23 protein-coding genes and 1 pseudogene are annotated in these 20447 nt (G+C 54.8%); 22 read left to right on the forward strand and 2 right to left on the reverse strand.

Features of this window, described 5'->3' with window-relative positions; translation table 11 throughout:
* Nucleotides 1–99: 99 nt before the first annotated feature.
* From RC74_RS17955 to RC74_RS17990, 9 genes are all read left to right on the forward strand, one after another.
* Nucleotides 100–1380, forward strand: coding sequence for an NAD(P)/FAD-dependent oxidoreductase (locus tag RC74_RS17955; RefSeq protein ID WP_039000772.1), 1281 nt, complete (start codon nucleotides 100–102; stop codon nucleotides 1378–1380).
* Nucleotides 1377–2132 carry a DUF1365 domain-containing protein gene (locus RC74_RS17960; protein WP_039000773.1) on the forward strand — a complete coding sequence of 252 codons (756 nt, stop codon included), beginning with the start codon at nucleotides 1377–1379 and terminating at the stop codon, nucleotides 2130–2132. The genes RC74_RS17955 and RC74_RS17960 overlap by 4 nt, the downstream gene beginning before the upstream one ends.
* The gene (locus tag RC74_RS17965) at nucleotides 2132–3289 is read left to right on the forward strand and encodes an SAM-dependent methyltransferase (RefSeq protein ID WP_039000774.1); all 1158 of its coding nucleotides are present in this window, start codon (nucleotides 2132–2134) and stop codon (nucleotides 3287–3289) included. The genes RC74_RS17960 and RC74_RS17965 overlap by 1 nt, the downstream gene beginning before the upstream one ends.
* Nucleotides 3282–4019 carry an SDR family NAD(P)-dependent oxidoreductase gene (locus tag RC74_RS17970; protein ID WP_156477514.1) on the forward strand — a complete coding sequence of 246 codons (738 nt, stop codon included), beginning with the start codon at nucleotides 3282–3284 and terminating at the stop codon, nucleotides 4017–4019. Before RC74_RS17965 ends, RC74_RS17970 begins: the two co-directional genes overlap by 8 nt.
* Nucleotides 4016–4192 carry a hypothetical protein gene (locus RC74_RS23600; protein WP_335339553.1) on the forward strand — a complete coding sequence of 59 codons (177 nt, stop codon included), beginning with the start codon at nucleotides 4016–4018 and terminating at the stop codon, nucleotides 4190–4192. Before RC74_RS17970 ends, RC74_RS23600 begins: the two co-directional genes overlap by 4 nt.
* Nucleotides 4189–4743: a hypothetical protein gene (locus RC74_RS17975; RefSeq protein WP_335339554.1), complete on the forward strand. Its 555-nt coding sequence runs from the start codon at nucleotides 4189–4191 to the stop codon at nucleotides 4741–4743. The genes RC74_RS23600 and RC74_RS17975 overlap by 4 nt, the downstream gene beginning before the upstream one ends.
* Entirely contained in the window at nucleotides 4740–5138 is a 399-nt protein-coding gene (locus tag RC74_RS17980) for a DUF2177 family protein (protein WP_039000777.1), read from the forward strand. Before RC74_RS17975 ends, RC74_RS17980 begins: the two co-directional genes overlap by 4 nt.
* A 182-nt stretch (nucleotides 5139–5320) precedes the next feature.
* On the forward strand, nucleotides 5321–6256 hold the full coding sequence (locus RC74_RS17985) for a DnaJ C-terminal domain-containing protein (RefSeq protein ID WP_218918091.1): 936 nt from the start codon (nucleotides 5321–5323) through the stop codon (nucleotides 6254–6256).
* Nucleotides 6253–6588 carry a chaperone modulator CbpM gene (locus RC74_RS17990; RefSeq protein ID WP_039000778.1) on the forward strand — a complete coding sequence of 112 codons (336 nt, stop codon included), beginning with the start codon at nucleotides 6253–6255 and terminating at the stop codon, nucleotides 6586–6588. Before RC74_RS17985 ends, RC74_RS17990 begins: the two co-directional genes overlap by 4 nt.
* Nucleotides 6589–6605: 17 nt before the next feature.
* On the opposite strand, the gene RC74_RS17995 is transcribed toward RC74_RS17990, so the two are convergent.
* Nucleotides 6606–6929, reverse strand: a complete 324-nt coding sequence (locus RC74_RS17995) for an arsenate reductase family protein (protein WP_039000779.1) — start codon at nucleotides 6927–6929, stop codon at nucleotides 6606–6608.
* A 43-nt stretch (nucleotides 6930–6972) separates the two neighbouring features.
* A complete protein-coding gene (locus tag RC74_RS22585; RefSeq protein WP_039000781.1) occupies nucleotides 6973–7149 on the reverse strand; it encodes a hypothetical protein in 177 nt (58 codons plus the stop codon).
* Nucleotides 7150–7362: 213 nt separating this feature from the next.
* Here RC74_RS22585 and RC74_RS18000 point away from each other — a divergent pair, with 213 nt between their 5' ends.
* From RC74_RS18000 to RC74_RS18060, 13 genes and pseudogenes are all read left to right on the forward strand, one after another.
* Entirely contained in the window at nucleotides 7363–8109 is a 747-nt protein-coding gene (locus RC74_RS18000) for a lysozyme family protein (protein WP_236939974.1), read from the forward strand.
* A gap of 345 nt (nucleotides 8110–8454) precedes the next feature.
* Complete coding sequence (ehuR, locus tag RC74_RS18005; protein WP_039000784.1) at nucleotides 8455–9849, forward strand: MocR-like ectoine utilization transcription factor EhuR; 1395 nt, start codon at nucleotides 8455–8457, stop codon at nucleotides 9847–9849.
* 98 nt (nucleotides 9850–9947) lie between these two features.
* Nucleotides 9948–10967, forward strand: a complete 1020-nt coding sequence (locus RC74_RS18010; protein WP_039000785.1) for a TRAP transporter substrate-binding protein — start codon at nucleotides 9948–9950, stop codon at nucleotides 10965–10967.
* A 72-nt stretch (nucleotides 10968–11039) separates the two neighbouring features.
* Nucleotides 11040–11618 carry a TRAP transporter small permease gene (locus tag RC74_RS18015; RefSeq protein WP_218918092.1) on the forward strand — a complete coding sequence of 193 codons (579 nt, stop codon included), beginning with the start codon at nucleotides 11040–11042 and terminating at the stop codon, nucleotides 11616–11618.
* A gap of 12 nt (nucleotides 11619–11630) precedes the next feature.
* Nucleotides 11631–12917: a TRAP transporter large permease gene (locus tag RC74_RS18020; RefSeq protein ID WP_039000786.1), complete on the forward strand. Its 1287-nt coding sequence runs from the start codon at nucleotides 11631–11633 to the stop codon at nucleotides 12915–12917.
* 13 nt (nucleotides 12918–12930) lie between these two features.
* Nucleotides 12931–13371: a universal stress protein gene (locus RC74_RS18025; RefSeq protein ID WP_039000787.1), complete on the forward strand. Its 441-nt coding sequence runs from the start codon at nucleotides 12931–12933 to the stop codon at nucleotides 13369–13371.
* A 9-nt stretch (nucleotides 13372–13380) separates the two neighbouring features.
* Entirely contained in the window at nucleotides 13381–14145 is a 765-nt protein-coding gene (eutA, locus tag RC74_RS18030; protein WP_039000789.1) for an ectoine utilization protein EutA, read from the forward strand.
* A 22-nt stretch (nucleotides 14146–14167) separates the two neighbouring features.
* Nucleotides 14168–15181: a hydroxyectoine utilization dehydratase EutB gene (eutB, locus tag RC74_RS18035; RefSeq protein WP_039000791.1), complete on the forward strand. Its 1014-nt coding sequence runs from the start codon at nucleotides 14168–14170 to the stop codon at nucleotides 15179–15181.
* Nucleotides 15174–16163, forward strand: coding sequence for a cyclodeaminase (locus tag RC74_RS18040; RefSeq protein WP_039000792.1), 990 nt, complete (start codon nucleotides 15174–15176; stop codon nucleotides 16161–16163). Before eutB ends, RC74_RS18040 begins: the two co-directional genes overlap by 8 nt.
* A gap of 19 nt (nucleotides 16164–16182) precedes the next feature.
* The gene (doeA, locus tag RC74_RS18045) at nucleotides 16183–17370 is read left to right on the forward strand and encodes an ectoine hydrolase DoeA (protein ID WP_039000793.1); all 1188 of its coding nucleotides are present in this window, start codon (nucleotides 16183–16185) and stop codon (nucleotides 17368–17370) included.
* A gap of 3 nt (nucleotides 17371–17373) precedes the next feature.
* Nucleotides 17374–18396 carry a N(2)-acetyl-L-2,4-diaminobutanoate deacetylase DoeB gene (doeB, locus tag RC74_RS18050; RefSeq protein ID WP_039000795.1) on the forward strand — a complete coding sequence of 341 codons (1023 nt, stop codon included), beginning with the start codon at nucleotides 17374–17376 and terminating at the stop codon, nucleotides 18394–18396.
* Nucleotides 18386–18864, forward strand: a pseudogene (locus RC74_RS18055) (Lrp/AsnC family transcriptional regulator). The gene doeB and the pseudogene RC74_RS18055 overlap by 11 nt, the downstream one beginning before the upstream one ends.
* 101 nt (nucleotides 18865–18965) lie before the next feature.
* Nucleotides 18966–20441 carry an NAD-dependent succinate-semialdehyde dehydrogenase gene (locus RC74_RS18060; RefSeq protein WP_039000799.1) on the forward strand — a complete coding sequence of 492 codons (1476 nt, stop codon included), beginning with the start codon at nucleotides 18966–18968 and terminating at the stop codon, nucleotides 20439–20441.
* Nucleotides 20442–20447 lie beyond the last annotated feature (6 nt).

Raw genomic sequence — 20447 nt, forward strand, 5'->3', positions numbered from 1 at the left:
TCATCATAACCACATTACGAAGCCAAATGAAAATTAGATCATTTTTGATCCAAAAAAATTCTCACACGTATACAGTTCAATAAGTTGCTTGGAGAGAACATGTCATTTGATGCCCCAAAAATCCGTCCCCTTCGCATTGCCATTATTGGCGGTGGCATATCGGGACTCGCGGCCGCCTATTTGTCCTCGCCGCATCATGCGGTCACCCTGTTTGAGGCTGCCCCTAAGTTGGGCGGCCATGCGCGCACCGTGATGGCGGGCAAAAATGGCGATCAGCCTGTGGACACGGGATTCATTGTGTTCAACTACGCCAACTACCCCCATCTGACGCGGATGTTTCAGGACTTGGACGTGCCCGTCATCAAAAGCGACATGAGTTTTGGCGCGTCGATCAATGGTGGAAACATCGAATACGGGTTGCGAGATCTACGGGCCCTCGTAGCCCAGAAGCAAAACCTGCTGCGTCCTGGATTTGCCCGTATGGTACGGGATATTTTGCGATTTAACGCCAAGGCCGAGGCGCTGGCAAAGGACGACAGCACCACAATTGGCGACTTGATGGATGGGCTTAACCTTGGGCCATGGTTTCAAAACTTCTATCTGATGCCGCTCTGTGGCGCGATCTGGTCGACCTCGCCCTCCGATATTCGCGGTTTTCCCGCGCGCACTTTGGTACAGTTTTTTCGCAACCACGCGCTTTTGAGTACCTCGGGCCAACACCAATGGTGGACGGTGGACGGCGGCAGTATCGAGTATGTCCGCCGTCTTGAGCATCACTTGCGTGGTCGCGGGGTTGCCATACGTACAAAAACGCCTGTGCAAAGCGTGCGCCGTGAGGGGGGGCAGGTTATTATCAACAGCGCCGCAGGACCACATGCGCCGTTTGATCAGGTCATATTTGCCTGTCATTCCGACCAAACCCTGCGCCTGCTTGAACAGCCAACACCCCAAGAACGCGCAGCGCTTTCTGCGATCCAGTTTCAGGACAATGAAATGATCCTGCACCGCGACACCGCGCAAATGCCCACCCGCAAAGCCGCATGGTCGAGTTGGGTTTACAAGGCTGACACAACACAACCCGAGCCCCGCATTGGCGTCACCTATTGGATGAACCGCCTGCAGAATATCCCCGAAAGTGACACGCTGTTTGTCTCGCTAAACCCGATTGATCCCGTGCCTGACCACTTGATCTATGATCAAAAAACCTTTCGTCATCCGGTGTTTGACGGACCCGCCTTGGTGGCACAACGCCAACTCAACGCGATTCAGGGCGACAATAACACGTGGTTCGCGGGTGCCTATAAGCGCCACGGGTTCCACGAGGATGGTTTCGCCAGTGCAGCCCGTATTGCGCGCAAAATGGTTGGGCAATACGCATGACCACAGGTACCGAGTATATCAAAGGGGTCACCACCCATACCCGTCGCGGCGCGATCGCCCATCGATTCAAATATACCGTCGATTATGTGCTCATTGATGCGGAGGGCACGCAGGAAAATCCGTCATTCTTCTCGCGCAATCGGTTCAACCTCATGTCGGTGTACGATCAGGATCACGGTGGCCCACTTAAGGCAGGGACCGGCGCGAAATGGGTCCGCGACATCTTGGCGGCACATGGATTGACCCGCCCGCATTTGCGAATTCTCTTGTTAACACAGCCACGAGTCTTGGGCTATATTTTCAACCCTGTCAGCTTTTGGTTGGTTCTGGAGGGCACCGATTTGATCGCAGCGATTGCCGAAGTCTCGACGCCGTTTGGCGACCGTCACTCCTATTTGTGCCACCAACCCGACCTGTCCCCCATCACCGCCGACACACGGATTACCATGCCGAAAGCCCTGCATGTGTCCCCTTTTCAAGAGGTCGCGGGCACCTATGAATTCAGTTTTGATATCCGCGCAGAGAAAATTTCAATCCGCATTTTGCATCGTAACGGCGATGAGGGTGTCGTCGCCTGTCTGGCGGGACCACGCGTGCCGATGACTAATGCACGCCTCATCAACGCAAGTCTGCGCCGCCCACTTGGGGCCTTGCGCACGATGATCTTGATCCACTGGCAAGCCCTACGTTTGAAACTAAAAGGCGCAAAATATCGCACCCGTCCCGCTCCCCCCACTACCGAGGTAACCTGATGCTTTTTCTAAGTAAGCGTGTGAAACACGAATTTTTGGACACCTGCGCCCGTATCACCACGGGCAGTTTGCGCCTGCGTACACCTGAGGGCGAAGTTTATGATTTTGGTGCGGGCTCCCCTGCAGCCGAGATGCAAATCCACGACTGGTCCGTGGTGCCCGCCCTTGCGTGGCGCGGCGATATTGGACTGGGCGAGACCTATGTGGCAGGTCTGTGGGATACGCCTTCTGTCGAAAACCTTACGCGTATCGCCCTGCTCAATATGGAACAGTTCAGCGGTTACGCCTATGCGGGCTTTTGGAACAGCCTGAAGTTTCGCGTGGTGGATCGTTTGATGCGGGCCAATACGCGTGGAGGGGCGGCACGCAATATCCGCGCCCATTATGATGTTGGCAATGAATTTTACCAGCTTTGGCTGGATGAAAGCATGACCTATTCCTCCGCGCTTTTTTCGGAGGGTGACACCGATTTGACGCGCGGGCAAAACCGCAAATATGACCGCATTCTTGAACGTCTGGGGCAAGGCGAGCGCGTGCTGGAAATCGGCTGTGGCTGGGGTGGATTTGCCGAACGGGCGGCCGAAAGCGGGCGCCATGTCACGGGGCTGACGATCTCTCCGAGCCAAAAAGGCTACGCGGATGCGCGCCTTGACGGGCGGGCGGACATCCTCTTGCAAGACTATCGCGCCAGCCAAGGGACGTTTGACAGCATCGTGTCGATTGAGATGATTGAAGCGGTGGGGCAAAAATATTGGCCAACCTATTTCGCGACACTCAAAGCACGCTTGGCCGAGAACGGCAGTGCCATGGTTCAAGCGATAACGGTGCCAGACAGCTATTTCGATACCTACCAGCGGGGCTCTGACTATATACGCCACTATACGTTTCCCGGCGGAATGCTGTTGTCCAACGCGGTCATTTCCGAACAGGCGCGGCAGGCGGGGTTAGTCGTAAAGGACGTTTATAACTTTGGGGCTGATTACGCGCGGACCTGCGCCGTATGGAATGACCGTTTGAACCAGAAATCGGAGCGCATTCGCAAGCTGGGCTTTGATGACGGGTTCCTGCGCAATTGGCAATTCTACCTCGGCATTTGCGCGGCGTCCTTTGCCGTCGGGCAAACCGATGTCGTTCAAGTGGAGTTGGCGCATGCCTAAGCCCGAAACGATTTGGATTATTGGAGCGAGCGACGGTATTGGCGCGGCCTTGGCCCGTGAATGGGCGCGGCGCGGCGCAAGGTTGATCCTTTCGGCGCGATCTGAGGACAAGTTGCAGGAGTTGGCCGCAAGCCTTGGGTCAAACCACGTGATCGTGCCGCTGGACGTCGGGGATCGGGCGAGCTTGGAGAAAGCGGCCAAGGAGATCGCCGCGTTTACGCCCCTGGACCGCGTGATCCATTTGGCTGCTCTATATGATCCAGGGAAGATTTCTGACCTCTCGCCTGAGCGCGCGGCGCAAATCGTTACCGTCAATCTGACGGGGAGTTTTCATATTGCACAAATCTCGCCAAGACTTTTGCGCGCAGGGGGGCAACTAGCGCTTTGCGGATCTGTCGCGGGCTATATCGGTTTGCCACAGGGTCAGATATATTCTGCAACAAAAGCGGGCGTGATCAATCTGGCGGAATCCTTGCGGGCGGAACTTGCGGGAAGTTTTGACGTGCGCCTCATCAGCCCCGGTTTTGTCGAAACGCGCCTCACCCAGCGCAACACGTTCACCATGCCTGCCATCGTGACACCAGAAATCGCGGCCTGTGCGATCATTGACGGGCTCAACACAGGCCGCTTTGAAATCCACTTTCCGCGCCGTTTTACCTATGTCCTGAAACTGCTGAGCGCCCTTCCCTATTGGGCTGCTTTGCCCCTGATCCGACGGTTGACCCAATGACCCAGAAACAGTCCAAACCCCTTGCCGCTTTGGTCTTAGGTGCCACGCTGACCTTTGCCCTGTCCCCCTTGGCGACAATCGGGTTCAACGGCTTCTCGCCCGCACAATTTCCGATCCCGCAAATCGACCCACCTGTTCAGCCTTCGGGCTATGCGTTTTCGATTTGGGGGTGATTTACCTCTGGCTGATTGCTGGCGCAGCTTACGGTGTCTGGCGCGCGCCGGACTCGCAAGACTGGCACCCGATGCGGCCGTGGCTGGCTGTAAGCCTCGTCATTGGGACGTTTTGGATTGCTGTCGCCAATGTATCGCCCCTTTGGGCCACGGTGATGATCGTGGTAATGGCAGCGAGTGCGATCCTTGCCATGCTACGCGCGGGCCCCAGTGATCCTTGGCTAAAAGGACGACCCGTTGCGCTTTATGCGGGCTGGCTCACGGCGGCGACGGGCGTGGCGATTGGCGTCTTGCTTGGCGGCTATGGCCTCCTTTCCGCACAAACCGCCGCAATCCTGTGCCTCGCTGGCGTGTTGGCCGTTGCTGCCTCCGTGCAGGCGGCCCGTCCGCGCGAATGGGGCTATCCCGTCGCCGTTATTTGGGCCCTGATCGGGGTCGTTGTTGCAAACCTGTCTGGCCCAAACTGGGTCGTCATCGCCCTCGCCGCCGTCGGTATCGCAGGTCTAGGCTTGCGGATGGTGCGCCCCTTTTTAAAGGATGCAAACGCATGAAAATCACGATCCTTTACCTCTCAACAGCGGTAATATTTTTCACGCTCGACGCCATTGGTCTGCGCCTACTGATAAAACCGGTTTTTGAGCGCCACATTGCCCATCTCTTCGCCGACCCATTTCGGGTGGGTCCCGCCCTTGTGTTTTATATGGGGTATATCGTTGGGTTGCTGTGGTTTGTTTCAGTTCCTGCTTTACGTGCAGGAGACCCGACGGCGGCGCTGATTGGTGGGGTTGCCTTGGGGCTTTTGGCTTATGGCACTTATGAATTCACCAATTACGCGACCTTACGGGATTGGTCGCTGCAACAGGTGGCTGTCGATATGATATGGGGCGGCGTTCTGACGGGGTTTTCGGCGTGGAGTGGGGTAATGATTACGCGCGCATTGGCGTAAGATTGCCGCTTTTGTTCGGGGTTTGGGTTCCAAAAAGCGCATAGACCCTTGATAAATTTGTGTATAAGCTTTTTTGTATATGAAAGTTGCCGCGTCCTATCTCTAGGCGGCAACGTGAAAGCGGCTTGAGGCGGCTTATTTGCCTGATCTCATTGCGCAAAATTACGAATAAGGCTCACAACGTGTCAAAAACAATTCAAGACCCCTATGCAGAGCTTGGCGTCAAATCCACGGCAACCGATGCGGAAATCAAGAAGGCCTTTCGCGCCCTTGCCAAAAAGCTGCACCCCGATATCAACGTGGGAGATGCCGCAAGTCAGGACAGGTTCAAAGCGATTTCCGCCGCCTATACCTTCCTCACGGACAAGGAAAAAAAGCGCCGGTTTGATGCGGGGGAAATCGACGCCTCGGGGGCGGAGAAACCGGACAGAAGCTTCTATAAGGATTTCTCGTCAAACGGCCCGCGGCACCGCTATGAACCCGAGGGGAACTTCGACGGTTTTGGCGATATTTTCTCTCGTGCCTTTGGGGGCGATCCTAGATACGGCGCCAGACAAGGGGCGAATATGCCGATGCGCGGGGGCGATTTGCGCTTTCACCTGACCATTAGTTTTCGCGATGCAATCACGGGTGCCAAACAACAATTGACGCCACCTAACGGTAGTAAACTTGAAGTTTCGATCCCCGCTGGCATCAAAGAAGGGCAAACCCTGCGCCTTGCGGGGCGCGGTCAACCCGGGATCAACGGCGGCCCTGCAGGGGACGCTCTGATTGAAATATCTGTAGCACCCGACGTCATTTTCACCCGCGACGGAGATGATATTCTTCTTGACCTTCCGATCTCTATTGACGAGGCGGTTTTAGGCGCATCGGTGGAAGTTCCGACGGTAAAGGGCCGCGTAAAATTGCGCATTCCTGCTGGTTCAAGCAGCGGGCGCGTTATGCGCATCAAGGAGCGCGGGGCCCCGTCTGGCAAAGGTAAAATCGGCGATCAATTGGTGACGCTCAAGATTGTCCTGCCAGACGAGATCAGCGAAAGCCTCGTGAGTGCCATGGAGGACCTGCGAACATCAGGGGGATATGGCGCGCGGGACGGCTGGAAGGGAGAATCGAAATGATGACCGAAGCGGAAGTTCTGGCAAAAGTCCAAGGATTGAGTGTCACGCGACTCCGGATTTGCGTTCAAGAAGCGTGGGTGGCCCCCGCCACGGGTCAAAGCGGCCCCCTCTTTGACGACCTTGATCTCGCACGCCTGCAACTTATTGCCGACCTCAACGAAGATATGGAGGTCAATGACGAAGCCCTGCCGATCATTCTATCGCTGATCGACCAATTGAACGCAAACCGGCGCCTTTTTCACGCATTAGATCAGGCGATCAACGCGCAAGAGGTCGACATTCAAGAGAATATCGTTGCGTGTATTGTGGACGCAGCAGGGCAAAAAACGTAAGCTGATGGGTGTCCCCGTCAAAGCAACGCGTCTTGCACGGCCTGATCCCAGCCCAGATAATAGGTTTCGCCATCGCGGATAACGGGGCTGATCATCAATTTGGGTTTGGCAGCCAATTGATCTTCCGCTTCGGAATGTTTCAACCAATCACTCAGGCCTCGCCATTCCGTTGACTTTTTATCCAACAAACGATCGCCAAACTCGCCGACTAATTCGGCCCATTCTGCTTCGCTCAAGGGGGTCGCGCGGATATCGCGAAAACTTACCTCTTTGCCCGCAGCTTCCAAGGCTTTGATGGCCTTCTGGCTATCTGTGCAGGTGTTAATTCCATAGACTATCATGTGACTTTTCCTTGAACGCCAAACAACGCGGCGAGAAACTAGCTTATTTTCCGCGCTTCGCAGCCTTTTGTTCTTTGGTCAGCTTGACGTTCCAACTGTTGTTGCTGATCCCAAGCTCACTGGGCAAGGGCTTTGTTTTCCCCACACTGACATTTCCTCCATTTTCCAAAAACTGCTTAATAAGGGCTTCATCGGTCGTGGCCTTGCGGACTTGTTTCATCGCTATGGTCTTCCAGTTTTGCTCCTCGTTTTTAACGAAGAAAGGAATTTAAGGAACCATAGCGAGTACTGGCAGAAAAGAAAACGTGCGTGAGACAAACTTCTCGCATGGGCCGCGCCAAAACCCCGCATTGAAAATCTCGGCAACAAAATATCAACACATTGACTCTAGGGTTAGCCAGATACCAGCTTCTAAATTGAGGTTTTAATGTTCGTGAAACGATCCCTAGCCACCGGCGTCTTGCTGTTGTTTATAACGGCCTTCGCCTCCTCTGTTTTTGCCGAAAGGGCGTCCCTATTTCGGGTTTCCACCCTGCCCCAAAGCAGCGGTTCTCTTTTTGAATTGAGTAGCTTAACCTCCGGCCTCGATGAACCGCTCAGTACGGCCAGCCTTTTCGCCGGACGTCGGGCCACCAGTTTATTTGCCCCCTACTCTGTCAAAGAAAACAAGATCGAGCGAGAGGTTCAACTCGGCAAATACGCCCTTCAAGCCACGGGGATACGCCATGTCATCGGCCAAGCGGAAGCTGGAAAAAAAGGTTACGATGCCATTCAACACGGAGCTCGGATTCGGCCTGCAAAAAGACCGACAGACATGACGCTTGCGGAAATTTTCGACTGGATTGAACAAACACCAAACCAAAACCACGCAATTGGACGGTATCAGTTTATTCCAGCAACTCTCCAACGTCTGGTCGATTTTTTGGGAGTGAATGAGCGTGCAGTATTTTCGGCTGAGGTCCAAGATCAACTGGCGGATGTACTCCTCGTAGAAGCAGGCCTCAACGCCTTTAGCGAGGGCGAAATAGAGCGCCATGATTTCATGCATAATATGGCTAAAATCTGGGCAGGGCTCCCAACATCAACGGGAAAATCGTTCTACAATGGCTACGCGGGCAACAAAGCAACGATGACTTGGGCACATTTTGATCGCGAAATGGCAAAAATCTTTCCAAGTTAAGAGGCTGCGTGCGTCGAAATTTTAGCCATTTCAGCTACAGAACCTAACAACACCCTCATTTTACTGTTCAAAAAACATAAAAATGGCCAGGAAGCGATGTTATGGTTAAGGCCTTTGGTCACCCCGCAATCATTGTTCGCCATTTTATTGAAGTACTTAGGCGGCCCACAGACACTTGATCCTATCCTTGCGGCGTATAGGGCCCATCGCAACCGACAAGACTATTGAGGTAATGGCACGGTGAATGGCGGTCCTGAACTTTACGAGGCTGGTATCAAATATCACGAAGTTTGAGCGGAATTACGGGGGATTGTATCGTCAATGAAATCACCTTAGGATTGTCGCATGACAATATGGTATCCCAACCCCGAAACTCTCCAACATCCGCTGCATACTGGCCTTGCCTCGGCAATTGCACATGCGATCTCTGACGGTAAATTGCAAAAAGGCCAGCAGTTGCCAACCCATCGCAAGATGGCAGAACGGCTTGGGCTTAGTGTTCACACGGTTAGCAAGGCCTATGAAACTTTGCGGCGGCAAAACCTGATTGACGGGCATGTGGGACGTGGCAGTTATGTTCTTGATCCCAATGTGACCCAAGACCAACCGTTCAAACTTAAGTCCGAAGGGCGTAATGGATTTGACCTTTCAATATCGCGCCCAATGTTTAGCAAGCTGCATGTTGATCGCTTCCAAAAAGCAATAATCCAACTCCCAAACGAGTTGGATCCCTCGATATTTTTATCCTGCCGCCCAAACGTCGGGCACGATGCCCATCGGAAAACCGGCGTGAAATGGTTGTCAATTTGTGGCGTAGACACATCGCCCGAGAGTATCATTATGACCAACGGCGTCAGTCATGGCATGTCTGCTGCGTTGTCTGCCTTAACCCGCCCCGGGGACACGGTGCTGGCGGACGATATTACCCATCACATGCTAGTTTCAGGATGCTCTTATCTTGGTCTAAATTTGGTCGGTATTCAGACCGATGAATTCGGAATTCGTCCTGATACGCTTGAGCAATATTGTCGTGAAAAAGAAGCTAAGATACTGTTTTTGTTCCCTTCACTGGCAAATCCAACAGCCGTGATGGTACCAGAAGAGCGGCGCCGCGCGCTTGTGGAAGTGGCGCGAAAATATGGCCTGTACATCATCGAAAACGATACCTTTGGCCCCCTTGTAAAAGACCGCCCAACTCCTGTGACCGCCCTCGCCCCAGAGCGTTCGATCTATCTGACGTCCTTTACAAAATGCACCATTTCCGGCCTGCGCGCGGGCTATCTTGTTGCGCCAGATCATCTGCTTCCGGCCCTAACGAGCCGTATTGTTGTGTTTGGCTGGATGGCCACGCCCTTGATGTGTGAGTTGGCAAGCCGCTGGGTGCTGGATGGAACGGCACTGGAATTGGCGATGTGGCAGCGTGCCGAACTTTGCAAACGCTATGAGATTGCGAAGCAAGCGCTGCACGGGATGCAATGGAGCGGACACGCATCCGGACTTCATATTTGGCTGAAACTTCCCGAAGGATGGACGACCGATAGCTTCGTCGCCTATGCGCGGGAACTAAGTATTTCTGTCGCCCCAGATACGCCTTTCCTGACCCCAAAGACCGCGTCGCAAAATGCTGTGCGGGTGTCCTTGGGCAGTATTCAGGACCATGAGCGCTTCAAACAGGCGTTAAATCTTTTAGCCGGAATGCTTGCCCGCCCCCATGCAGCCTTGCCGCCCCTAACCTACTAGAATTGTCCTGCAACAATAAAGAAATTGACTTGCAGGACAATCTACCTCAAGTCTGACACAGATGAAAATCTGATGTCACTGAGGTTTAGGAGATTACGATGACCCAATCCGCAAAATTCGCACTAAAGGCCTGCGTTGCAGCAAGCTTGACCCTTGCCGCACCCAGCGGTGTTTTGGCCGAAACATGGCGCTATGCCTTTGAAGAGTCGATGGCCGACGTGCAGGGCGTTTACGCACAAAAATTCAAGGACGAGATCGAAGCGAATTCGGATCATGAGGTCCAATTGTTCCCCTATGGCACGCTTGGTGAATCGGCCGATATCATGGAGCAAACACAGGATGGAATTCTGCAATTCGTGGACCAATCACCTGGCTTTACCGGCTCTTTGATCCCCGAAGCCCAAGTTTTCTTTGTTCCGTATTTATTGCCAACCGACCAAGAGCATTTGGCGCGTTTTTACCGCGAGAGCGAAGCGATCAACGGCATGTTCAAGCCGCTTTATGCCGATCAAGGGCTTGAGTTGTTGAATATGTTCCCCGAAGGCGAAGTCGCCATGACGACCAAGGAACCGGTCAATACCTGCGCCGATCTGAACGAAGTTAAGTTCCGCGTCATGACCAACCCCTTGCTGGTTGAAAGCTACAAAGCCTTTGGCGCGACACCGACCCCCCTACCTTGGGGCGAAGTCTATGGCGGCTTGCAAACCAACATCATTCAAGGCCAAGAAAACCCAACATTCTTCCTGTATTCTACCAAGATTTTTGAAGTTACTGACTATATTACCTATGCTGGCCACAATAATTTCACCACGGCCGTTATGGCGAACAAAGACTTCTATGACGGTCTGAGTGCAGACGATCAGTTGGTCGTGCAGAGTGCCGCATCCGCTGCTTATGATCACACTGTGGTCTATCAAGCGCAAGCTGCCGATATCGAACTGGCTAAAATTATGGAAGCCAAGCCGGAAATGGTCGTCACGGTTTTGACCGAAGACGAGCGCAGCTGCTTTAAAGAGGCGGCCGTGCAAGTTGAAGCGGCCTTCATCGAAATGACCGGTGATAGCGGCGCTAAAATCCTGCAGCAGCTAAAAGACGATTTGGCCGCGACTGCGAACTAAGACGCGTCACGGACAAGACGTTACTGAGCGAGGGTCCTCTCGCTCAGTAACGCACATGCAATCAGGGGTAGCATGATGAGCGATCAACCAAAACGCGCAATGCACGAGTCCAGTTTGCCCGGATTTTTAGGGGTGATTGACAGTGCAATCAGCCGCACCGAGTCCTTCCTCCTCGCAACCGGCGTGCTGCTTATGGCGGCCAATACAATCGCCAATGTGGTCGGACGGTTCCTACTGGGGAATTCGATCTTTTTCTCCGAAGAGCTGAACCGGATACTGATTATCCTCATTACTTTCGCTGGCATCAGCTATGCGGCGCGCCATGGTCGCCACATTCGAATGTCCGCAATCTATGATGCATTGCCACCGCGCATGCGCAAAATTCTAATGGTGATTATCTCGCTGGTGACGGCGTTGTTTATGTATTTGCTGTGCTATTACGCCGTCAAATATATCGGCACACAGGCCTCGCGCGGGCGGATTCTTCCCTCGTTGCAAATTCCGGTCTGGGTCATTCTGGTCTGGGCGCCCGTGGGTTTTTTCATGACTGGCACCCAATACCTGCTGACAGCCATTAAAAATCTAACGTCAAAAGACATCTACCTCTCGACCTATGTGCTCGAGGGATATGACGAAGAAATCGAAATCTGAGGAGACCGCCAGATGGCCGCGACTATTTTCAGCGTCATGATCGTGCTATTATTGTTGGGTTTCCCGATGATGATCCCGCTGATCATTGGCGCGTTCATCGGGTTTCTGATGATGTTTGACGGCTTTGGGCAGATGGAAACCATGGTGCAGCAAATGCTGGCCGGTATCCGCCCCGCGTCCTTAATTGCCGTACCGATGTTTATTTTTGCCGCTGACATCATGACTCGCGGCCAATCTGCAGGGCGTTTGATTGATGTCGTTATGGCCTTTGTTGGCCACATCCGCGGCGGGCTGGCGATCTCGACGGCCGCCGCATGTACCATGTTTGGCGCAGTTTCAGGATCAACTCAGGCGACCGTCGTTGCCATTGGTTCGCCCCTACGGCCCCGTATGTTAGAAGCTGGTTACAAGGACAGTTTCGTGCTGGCTTTGATCGTGAATGCGAGCGACATCGCATTTCTTATCCCGCCCTCAATCGGGATGATTATTTACGGCGTGGTGTCCAATACCTCCATTGCCGAGCTGTTTATTGCGGGCATTGGGCCAGGCCTGCTGATCCTCGTTATGTTTTCGATCTACAGCTACATTTACGCGATCCGCAACAATGTCCCGACCGAGCCAAAGGCAACTTGGCGTCAGCGCGCGCGCACGTTGCGGCTTGCCTTATGGCCGATGGGTTTTCCAATTATCATCGTAGGCGGGATCTATGGCGGGATCTTTAGCCCGACCGAAGCGGCGGCGGCTTGTGTGCTCTACGCATTGATCCTTGAGGTCGTTATTTTCCGCTCCATGTCGCTGGACGACGTGTATCAAACCGCGAAATCTACAGGGCTGATCACTGCGGTTGTCTTTATTCTCGTTGGGGCTGGGGCGGCGTTCTCTTGGGTGATCTCTTTCGCGCAGGTTCCACAGGAAATTCTCAGTGCGGTTGGTATTTCCGACATGGGCCCGATTGGCGTGTTGTTTGTGATCTCGATTGCCTTTTTCATCGGCTGTATGTTTGTCGATCCCATTGTGGTGATCCTTATTCTGGTGCCGATCTTTGCACCCGTGGTGAAATCGGTTGGCCTTGACCCTGTCCTCGTGGGCACAATCATCACGTTGCAGGTGGCCATTGGCTCGGCGACCCCGCCGTTTGGCTGCGATATATTTACGGCGATGGCTGTCTTTAAGCGTCCCTATATCGAAGTCATTCGCGGCACGCCGCCGTTTATTTTCATGCTGCTGAGTGTTGCGGTTGCGCTAATCTACTTCCCTCAAATCGCTCTGTTCCTGCGCGACCTCGCGTTTTCAAAATAGCAAGGAGTTTAAGATGTTTAAATCAATCCTTGTCCCCTTTGACGGTTCGCAAGGGGCCCAAACAGCCCTGCGCAAGGCGTTGGAATTACGCGCAATTTGTGGGGAGTGTTCGCTCACACTTCTGACCGTCTATCGCCACCATTCGATGCTTGAGGCGTCGATCTCGATGGTAGGCGCCGATCAAACCGGCAATCTGGATGAAATCATGCGCGGCCATGCAAAAGAGGTCGCTGAAAACGGCAAAGCGATTGCGGCTAAAGCTGGGTACACCGACGTCAGAGCCTTTGTGAAATCCGGTCCGACCGCGCGGGTCATTGTCAGCTTTGCCCAAGAGCATCAGATCGATTTGATCGTGATCGGCAGCCGTGGACTTGGCTCATTCGAAGGATATCTGCTGGGCAGTGTCTCCCACAAAGTCACGGGGCTTGCGGCCTGCCCTGTTATGGTTGTTTAGGAAAATAAAATGCCAATGAATGTGACCTCAACGGTGTCAGCCGTCCCAATTGAAATGGATGCACGCCCCGTCAAAAAGCGGATTGCGCTTGTTGTTCTGGCGACAGATCACACCACTGAACTTGATTTTTCGCGGATATGTGATCCCGCGGACATCGGAGTTTATGCTAATCGCATCGATTACCAAAACCCCGGCACAAGGGAAAATCTGCTCGCCACGGGTCCGCGACTGACCGAGGCCGCGGCCCAAATCCTGCCCGATGAAAAAATGGATGTCATCGCCTATGGCTGCACCGCCGCCTCGGTGGTTTTGGGCAATGACGCCGTTGGGGAATATCTGAATGCGGGCAAGCCAGACACACCATTTGTCACGCCAAGTTCCGCAGCGCTCGAAGCGTTCAAGGCTCTAGGGGCGCGCAAAATCAGCGTCCTGACGCCCTACTCCGCGCATATCTCGGACGCGGTGGTTGCGTATTTTTCGTCCCACGGCCCGGAGGTGGTGCGCGCCAATTGTCTGGGCGTAGACGACGACCGCGAGATTGCACGTCTATCGGAGTACACTATCATCGAGGCCGCGTGTGCTGCGATGGATCCCGATGCCGACGCGCTATTTTTGTCCTGCACGGGCCTACGGGCCGCTGTCTGTATCGCGCGGATTGAGGCGCGCATCGGCAAGCCCGTTGTAACCTCCAACCAGGCGATGATCTGGCGCTGTTTGCGTGAAATCGGATCGACAAAACCCGTGGTCGGATATGGCCGCCTTTTCCAACATTAGGACCGAAACGGAAGTACGAATAATGACATCGCACATCACGCTCCAAGACAGTTTTGCCGCGCGCCAACGGATCGCGAGCGGCATTAGGCAGACGCCGCTGGTCACCTCCCCTTCGCTCAGTGCGCTTTGCGCAGCGAATATTTCGCTCAAGCTAGAGCAAACCCAAATCACCGGCAGCTTCAAACTGCGTGGCGCCACCAATGCCGTGCGGTCACTTACGCAGGCTCAAAAAGACGCGGGCATTGTGGGCGTATCCACGGGCAATCACGGACGCGGATTGGCCTATGCGGCGGCGCAAGCTGGGGTACGTTGTATCATCTGCATGTCCGAACTGGTGCCGCAAAACAAGGTGGATGGCATCAAATCCCACGGGGCCGAAGTGCGCATTGTCGGGCGCAGCCAGGACGATGCGCAGGTCGAAGTGGACCGGTTGGTCGCTGAAGGCATGACCATGCTGCCGCCCTTTGATCACCTCGATATTATCGCAGGGCAAAGCACCGTGGCGTTGGAAATGCTGGAACAGGCACCGGACCTGCAAACCGTGCTTGTGCCGCTTTCGGGTGGCGGTTTGATTTCGGGCGTGGCGATGGTGATGAAGGCGGTCAATCCGGCCATCCGTGTCGTCGGTATCTCGATGGAACACGGCGCGGCAATGTATGAATGCCTTAAGGCGGGAAAGCCGATATTTGTTGAAGAAAAACCAACGCTTGCGGACTCTCTTGGGGGCGGTATCGGGCTGGAAAATGCCTATACTTTCGCAATGACCCGCGATCTGGTGGACGATGTGGTGCTGGTGACAGAGGCCGAAATCGCGGCGGCAATCCGCCATGCCTATTGGGAGGAACGACAGGTCATCGAAGGCTCTGGCAGCGTGGGTATTGCTGCACTTTTGGCGGGCAAAATCACCAATCCGGGCACCTGCGTTTCCCTGATCAGCGGCCAAAACATTGATATGGCGCTGCATAAACGTCTGATTGATGGCGAGGACGTGGATGTCTCTGCCAAGCCGCAAAACACAGGAGGCCCCGATGCCTGATATCAAAATCCTGACTGAAGCCGACCTACGCCGCGCAATTTCTTTGGATGCGAATGCGGTGAGTTGTATCGAACAGGCGTTTCACCTGTTGGCGACCAAAGACGTGGTGATGCCCCCGATCCTGAGCTTTCACGTGCCGGAACATAACGGCGAAGTCGATGTGAAAACCGCCTATGTGCCCGGGATCGACAGCTTTGCGATCAAGATGAGTCCGGGTTTTTTCGACAACCCAAAATTGGGTCTGCCCAGCTTGAACGGCTTGATGGTGTTGTTTGACGCCACCACGGGCATTGTCAAAGCGGTTTTGCTGGACAACGGCTATCTGACGGATGTGCGCACGGCGGCGGCGGGCGCGGTTGCGGCCAAACATCTGTCGCGCGCGGACAGCAAAGTTGCGGGCATTCTGGGCAGTGGCACGCAAGCGCGTCTGCAACTGGAAGCGCTAACATTGGTACGCGGGATTGAGCGGGCGATTATATGGGGCCGTGACGCAGAGAAAGCGGCCGCATGCGCCCGCGATTGCGCTGCGCGTTTGGGGATTGAAGTCACCGTCGGCAGCATCGCCGATGTGATGACGGCCGCCGATATCGTGGTCTCCACCACGCCATCGGGCACGCCCCTAATTCACGCCGACATGCTGCGTACGGGCCAGCATATCACCGCCGTTGGCGCCGACGCGGATTACAAAACCGAACTGGCGCCCGATGTGATCCCCGCCGCGACGTTGTTTATCTGTGACCGCCTCTCGCAGTCGATCAAACAAGGCGAGTTGCGGCCTGCGATTGCCGCAGGCACTGTCACAAATCCCAACCGCTATCCCGAATTGGGCGAGATTATCGCAGGCCAGAAAGCAGGCCGCCAATCGGCCTCTGACATCACGATTGTCGACCTGACCGGCACCGGTGTTCAGGACACAGCAATTGCCACGCTGGCTTATGAGCGCGCCGGTGCAGCAGATGCCGGAACGACAATTCACAGCTGACTTTTCAAGGAGTTATATTATGACACCCCCAAAACTCTACTTCTCGCAGGACGAATTCCAGCAGCGCATTCGCAAGACACGCGCCGAGATGGGTCAGCGCAACTTGGACCTACTGATCGTGACCGATCCCTCCAATATGAACTGGCTGACGGGTTATGACGGCTGGTCGTTTTATGTCCACCAATGTGTGGTTGTCCCCCTGAGTGGCGACCCGATTTGGTTCGGTCGCGGGCAGGATGGTAAAGGTGCTTTGCGGACCTGTTTTATGGCACCGGAAAACATCATCGGCTATCCCGATCACTACGTGCAATCGACCGAGCGCCACCCGATGGATTACTTGTCGGCGCAACTTGCGGATCGCGGCTTGGCCAAGGGGCGTGTCGGGGTTGAGATGGACAACTACTATTTCACCGCCGCCGCCTATGGCGCACTGCAAACCCATATGCCCAACGCGCAATTTGTGGATGCCAACGCTTTAGTCAACTGGCAACGCGCCGTGAAATCAGAGGCCGAATTGGGGTATATGCGGCAAGCGGGCAAGATCGTTGAAAAGATGCACCAGCGGATTTTCGACAAGGTGGAACCGGGGTTGCGCAAATGTGATCTCGTCGCGGATATCTATGATGCGGCCTTGCGCTATGACGAGGTTGCGGGGTTTGGCGGCGACTATCCGGCGATTGTGCCCCTACTGCCGTCCGGACCAGACGCCGCCGCGCCACACCTGACGTGGGATGACGCACCGATGAAAAGCGGCGAAGGCACGTTTTTTGAGATCGCAGGCGTGGCACATCGTTATCACTGCCCGCTGTCGCGCACCGTGTTTCTAGGAAAGCCAACTCAGATATTTCTGGACGCGGAAAAAGCCGTGCTTGAGGGGATGGATGCTGGACTTGAGAAAGCGCGCGCGGGCAACACTTGCGAGGATATTGCGCTGGCCTTTTTCGCTGTGCTCAATAAATACGGGATCGTGAAAGACAACCGCACGGGCTATCCCATCGGCCTTTCCTACCCGCCTGATTGGGGCGAGCGTACCATGTCGTTGCGCCCCGGAGACAAGACGGTTCTGGAGGAAAACATGACGTTTCACTTCATGACGGGCCTGTGGATGGACGATTGGGGCTTTGAAATCACCGAGAGTATTCGCATCGGCGCGAATGGCCCTGAATGCCTGTCGAATGTACCGCGCAAAATGTTGGTGAAGGACTAGGCCATGATCAAAAACCCAATCTCGGCGACCATTCCATTGGATGCTGATGGCGTCCACCATGGCTTTCTGCGCCTCCCCTATAGTCGCGATGACAGCGCGTGGGGGTCGATTATGATCCCGATTTCGGTGATCCAAAATGGCAGTGGTCCAACCGCCTTGTTGACGGGGGCAAATCACGGCGATGAATACGAGGGACCGATTGCATTGCAGGAATTGGCGGTCACGCTTACCGCCGCGCAAGTTTCCGGTCGGATTATCATTGTGCCTGCGTTCAATTTTCCTGCCTTTCGCGCGGGTACCCGCACCTCGCCCATCGATAAGGGCAACATGAACCGCTCCTTTCCAGGGCGGCCCAACGGCACCCCGACAGAAAAGATCGCTGATTACTTTCAGCGCACATTGCTGCCCCTTGCGGATGTCGCGGTTGATTTCCATTCGGGGGGAAGAACCCTCGATTTTGTGCCGTTTGCCGCCGCCCATATTCAGGACAATAAGGCAAATGAAGCCGCCTGTTTTGCCGCAATGGACGCCTTTAACGCACCCTATTCGGTCCAGCTTTTGGAGATCGACAACGCGGGAATGTATGACACGGCAGTCGAAGATATGGGCAAAGTTTTGGTCTCGACCGAGCTTGGTGGCGGAGGATCTTCCACGGCCAAATCCAATGCAATTGCGAAAAAAGGCCTGCGCAACATCCTGATTTATTATGGTATTTTGCAAGGCGAGATGGAGATCGCCCCGACCATAAAACTCGACGTGCCCGATGGGGATTGCTTCATCTTCAGCGAGACCGACGGAATGCACGAACCTGTTGTCGATCTTGGCGAAATCGTTAGCAAGGGCGATGTCGTGGCCCGTGTTTGGCCCGTCGACCGCACGGGGATTGCGCCCACGGAATATCGCGCGGGCCGTGGTGGCATCCTGATCAGTCGGCATTTTCCCGGATTGGTTAAATCTGGCGACTGCGTGGCCGTCATTGGCGTAGATGTCAGTGTACCTAAAGTGGAGAATACTCGTGCAGCTTGATCAACGCGATCTGGAAATCTTGCGGATACTGTCGCAAGAGGGGCGGATCACCAAAGCCGCTTTGGCCGAGCGCATCGGCCTGTCACCAACCCCCTGTTGGGACCGACTAAGAAAGCTGGAAAAGGCGGGGTTAATTGATGGCTACCGCGCTCAGATCAACCTTAAAAAACTCGGGCCGCATGTGACGGTTTTTGTGGCGGCACAGATCGCGGACCACACGGCCGCCAGCTTTCAGGCCTTTGAAGCGGCGGTCCAGACCCATGACGAAGTTGTCGGCTGTTGGGCGCTTGGAGGGGGCACGACTACCTGCTTCAGATCGTGACGCGCGACATCGACTCCTATCAACGGTTGATTGATGCCATGCTGGAATCCCGCATTGGGTTGTCACAGTATTTCACCTATTTTGTAACAAAACCGGTCAAGGGAACGGGCATCCCCCCCTTGGCCGCGCTATTTTCGCAAGAATAGCGTCCGACTGGCAGAAAATTCAACTGTAGCCCCTTCAAACTTTGGTCACTTCTTCTGTGGCAAACCTGCATGCTGGGGGCGAAACAGAAGGAGGAACGCCCGTGACCAAAACTGCCCTTTCCGCTCGCTCAGAAATTAAGGACAAAGCGCTTGTCCGCAGCTTTTCGTATATCAATGGAAAATGGTGCGCGGCGGAGTCCGGCGAGACCTTTTGCGTAACCGATCCCTCCAGTGGAGCGTTTCTAGGGGACGTTGCCTCGCTGAGTGGGGATGATTCCGTGCGTGCCGTGGATGCCGCGCAGCAGGCGTTTCCTCAGTGGTCGGGCCTGTTACCCCAAGAGCGTTCAGTAATTTTGCGGCGTTGGTTTGATCTGTTGATCGAGCACAAAGAGGACCTCGCGCGCATTATCGTTCTGGAGCAAGGCAAACCCTTGTCCGAAGCCCGTGGCGAAATCAACTATGGCGCTTCCTTTATCGAGTTCTATGCAGAAGAGGCCAAACGCCCCAATATCGAGGGCGTAACCAGCCACCTGCAAGGGGCCGAAGTCGAAGTTTGGCTGGAACCCGTTGGCGTCGCAGCCCTGATCACGCCGTGGAATTTCCCCTGTGCCATGCTGACTCGCAAGGCGGCAGCGGCCATGGCCGTTGGTTGTACCGTTGTAGCGCACCCCTCTGGTGAGACGCCATTTTCCGCGCTGGCCTTGGCCGAACTTGCCGAACGTGCGGGCATACCGGCGGGCGTTTTTAACGTCGTAACGGGCCAAGCGGCCACGGTTGTGGAGCCTTGGACAAAAGACACCCGCGTGCGCGCGCTGTCCTTTACTGGATCAACCGAAATTGGACGATTGCTGTACCGGCAATCCGCCGACACGGTGAAAAAACTGGTGATGGAATTGGGCGGCCACGCGCCCGTCATCGTGTTCAAAGGGGCCGATATGAAAACGGCTGTGGAGGAGACGATCAAGGCCAAATTCTCAACCTCGGGACAGGATTGCCTCGGCGCCAACCGTATCTATGTTGAACGATCCGTCTATGCGGAATTTTGCGAGGGATTTACCGCGGCGACGAAAGCGATGACCATTGGCATCGGCATGGATGACTGTGACATTGGCCCTTTGATGAACGAAAAGGCCGTACAGAAGCAAGAGGAACACGTCGCCGATGCGCTCGCCAAAGGTGCAAAGCTGGCTTGCGGTGGCAAACGCCACGTCTTAGGGCCGCTGTTTTACGAGCCAACAGTGCTGGTGGATGTGCCTGCCGATGCGCTGATCCTGCGCGAGGAAACCTTTGGCCCCGTTGCCGCGATCTTGCCGTTTGAGACCGAAGACGAGGTGGTGGCCCGCGCCAATGATACCGAATATGGGCTGGTTGCATACCTGCACAGCGACGATCCGCGGCGTATTTATCGCGTCAGCCGCGCATTACAATTTGGCATGGTGGCGGTCAACCGCACCCAAGTCACAGGAGCCCCGATCCCGTTTGGGGGCACCAAACAATCCGGATTGGGCCGCGAAGGCGCCCGATTGGGGATGGAAGAATTCACCGAAATCAAATACATATGCCGAAATTGGGCGTGAGGAGAA

The organism is Falsihalocynthiibacter arcticus, from assembly GCF_000812665.2.
Taxonomy (GTDB): Bacteria; Pseudomonadota; Alphaproteobacteria; order Rhodobacterales; family Rhodobacteraceae; genus Falsihalocynthiibacter; species Falsihalocynthiibacter arcticus.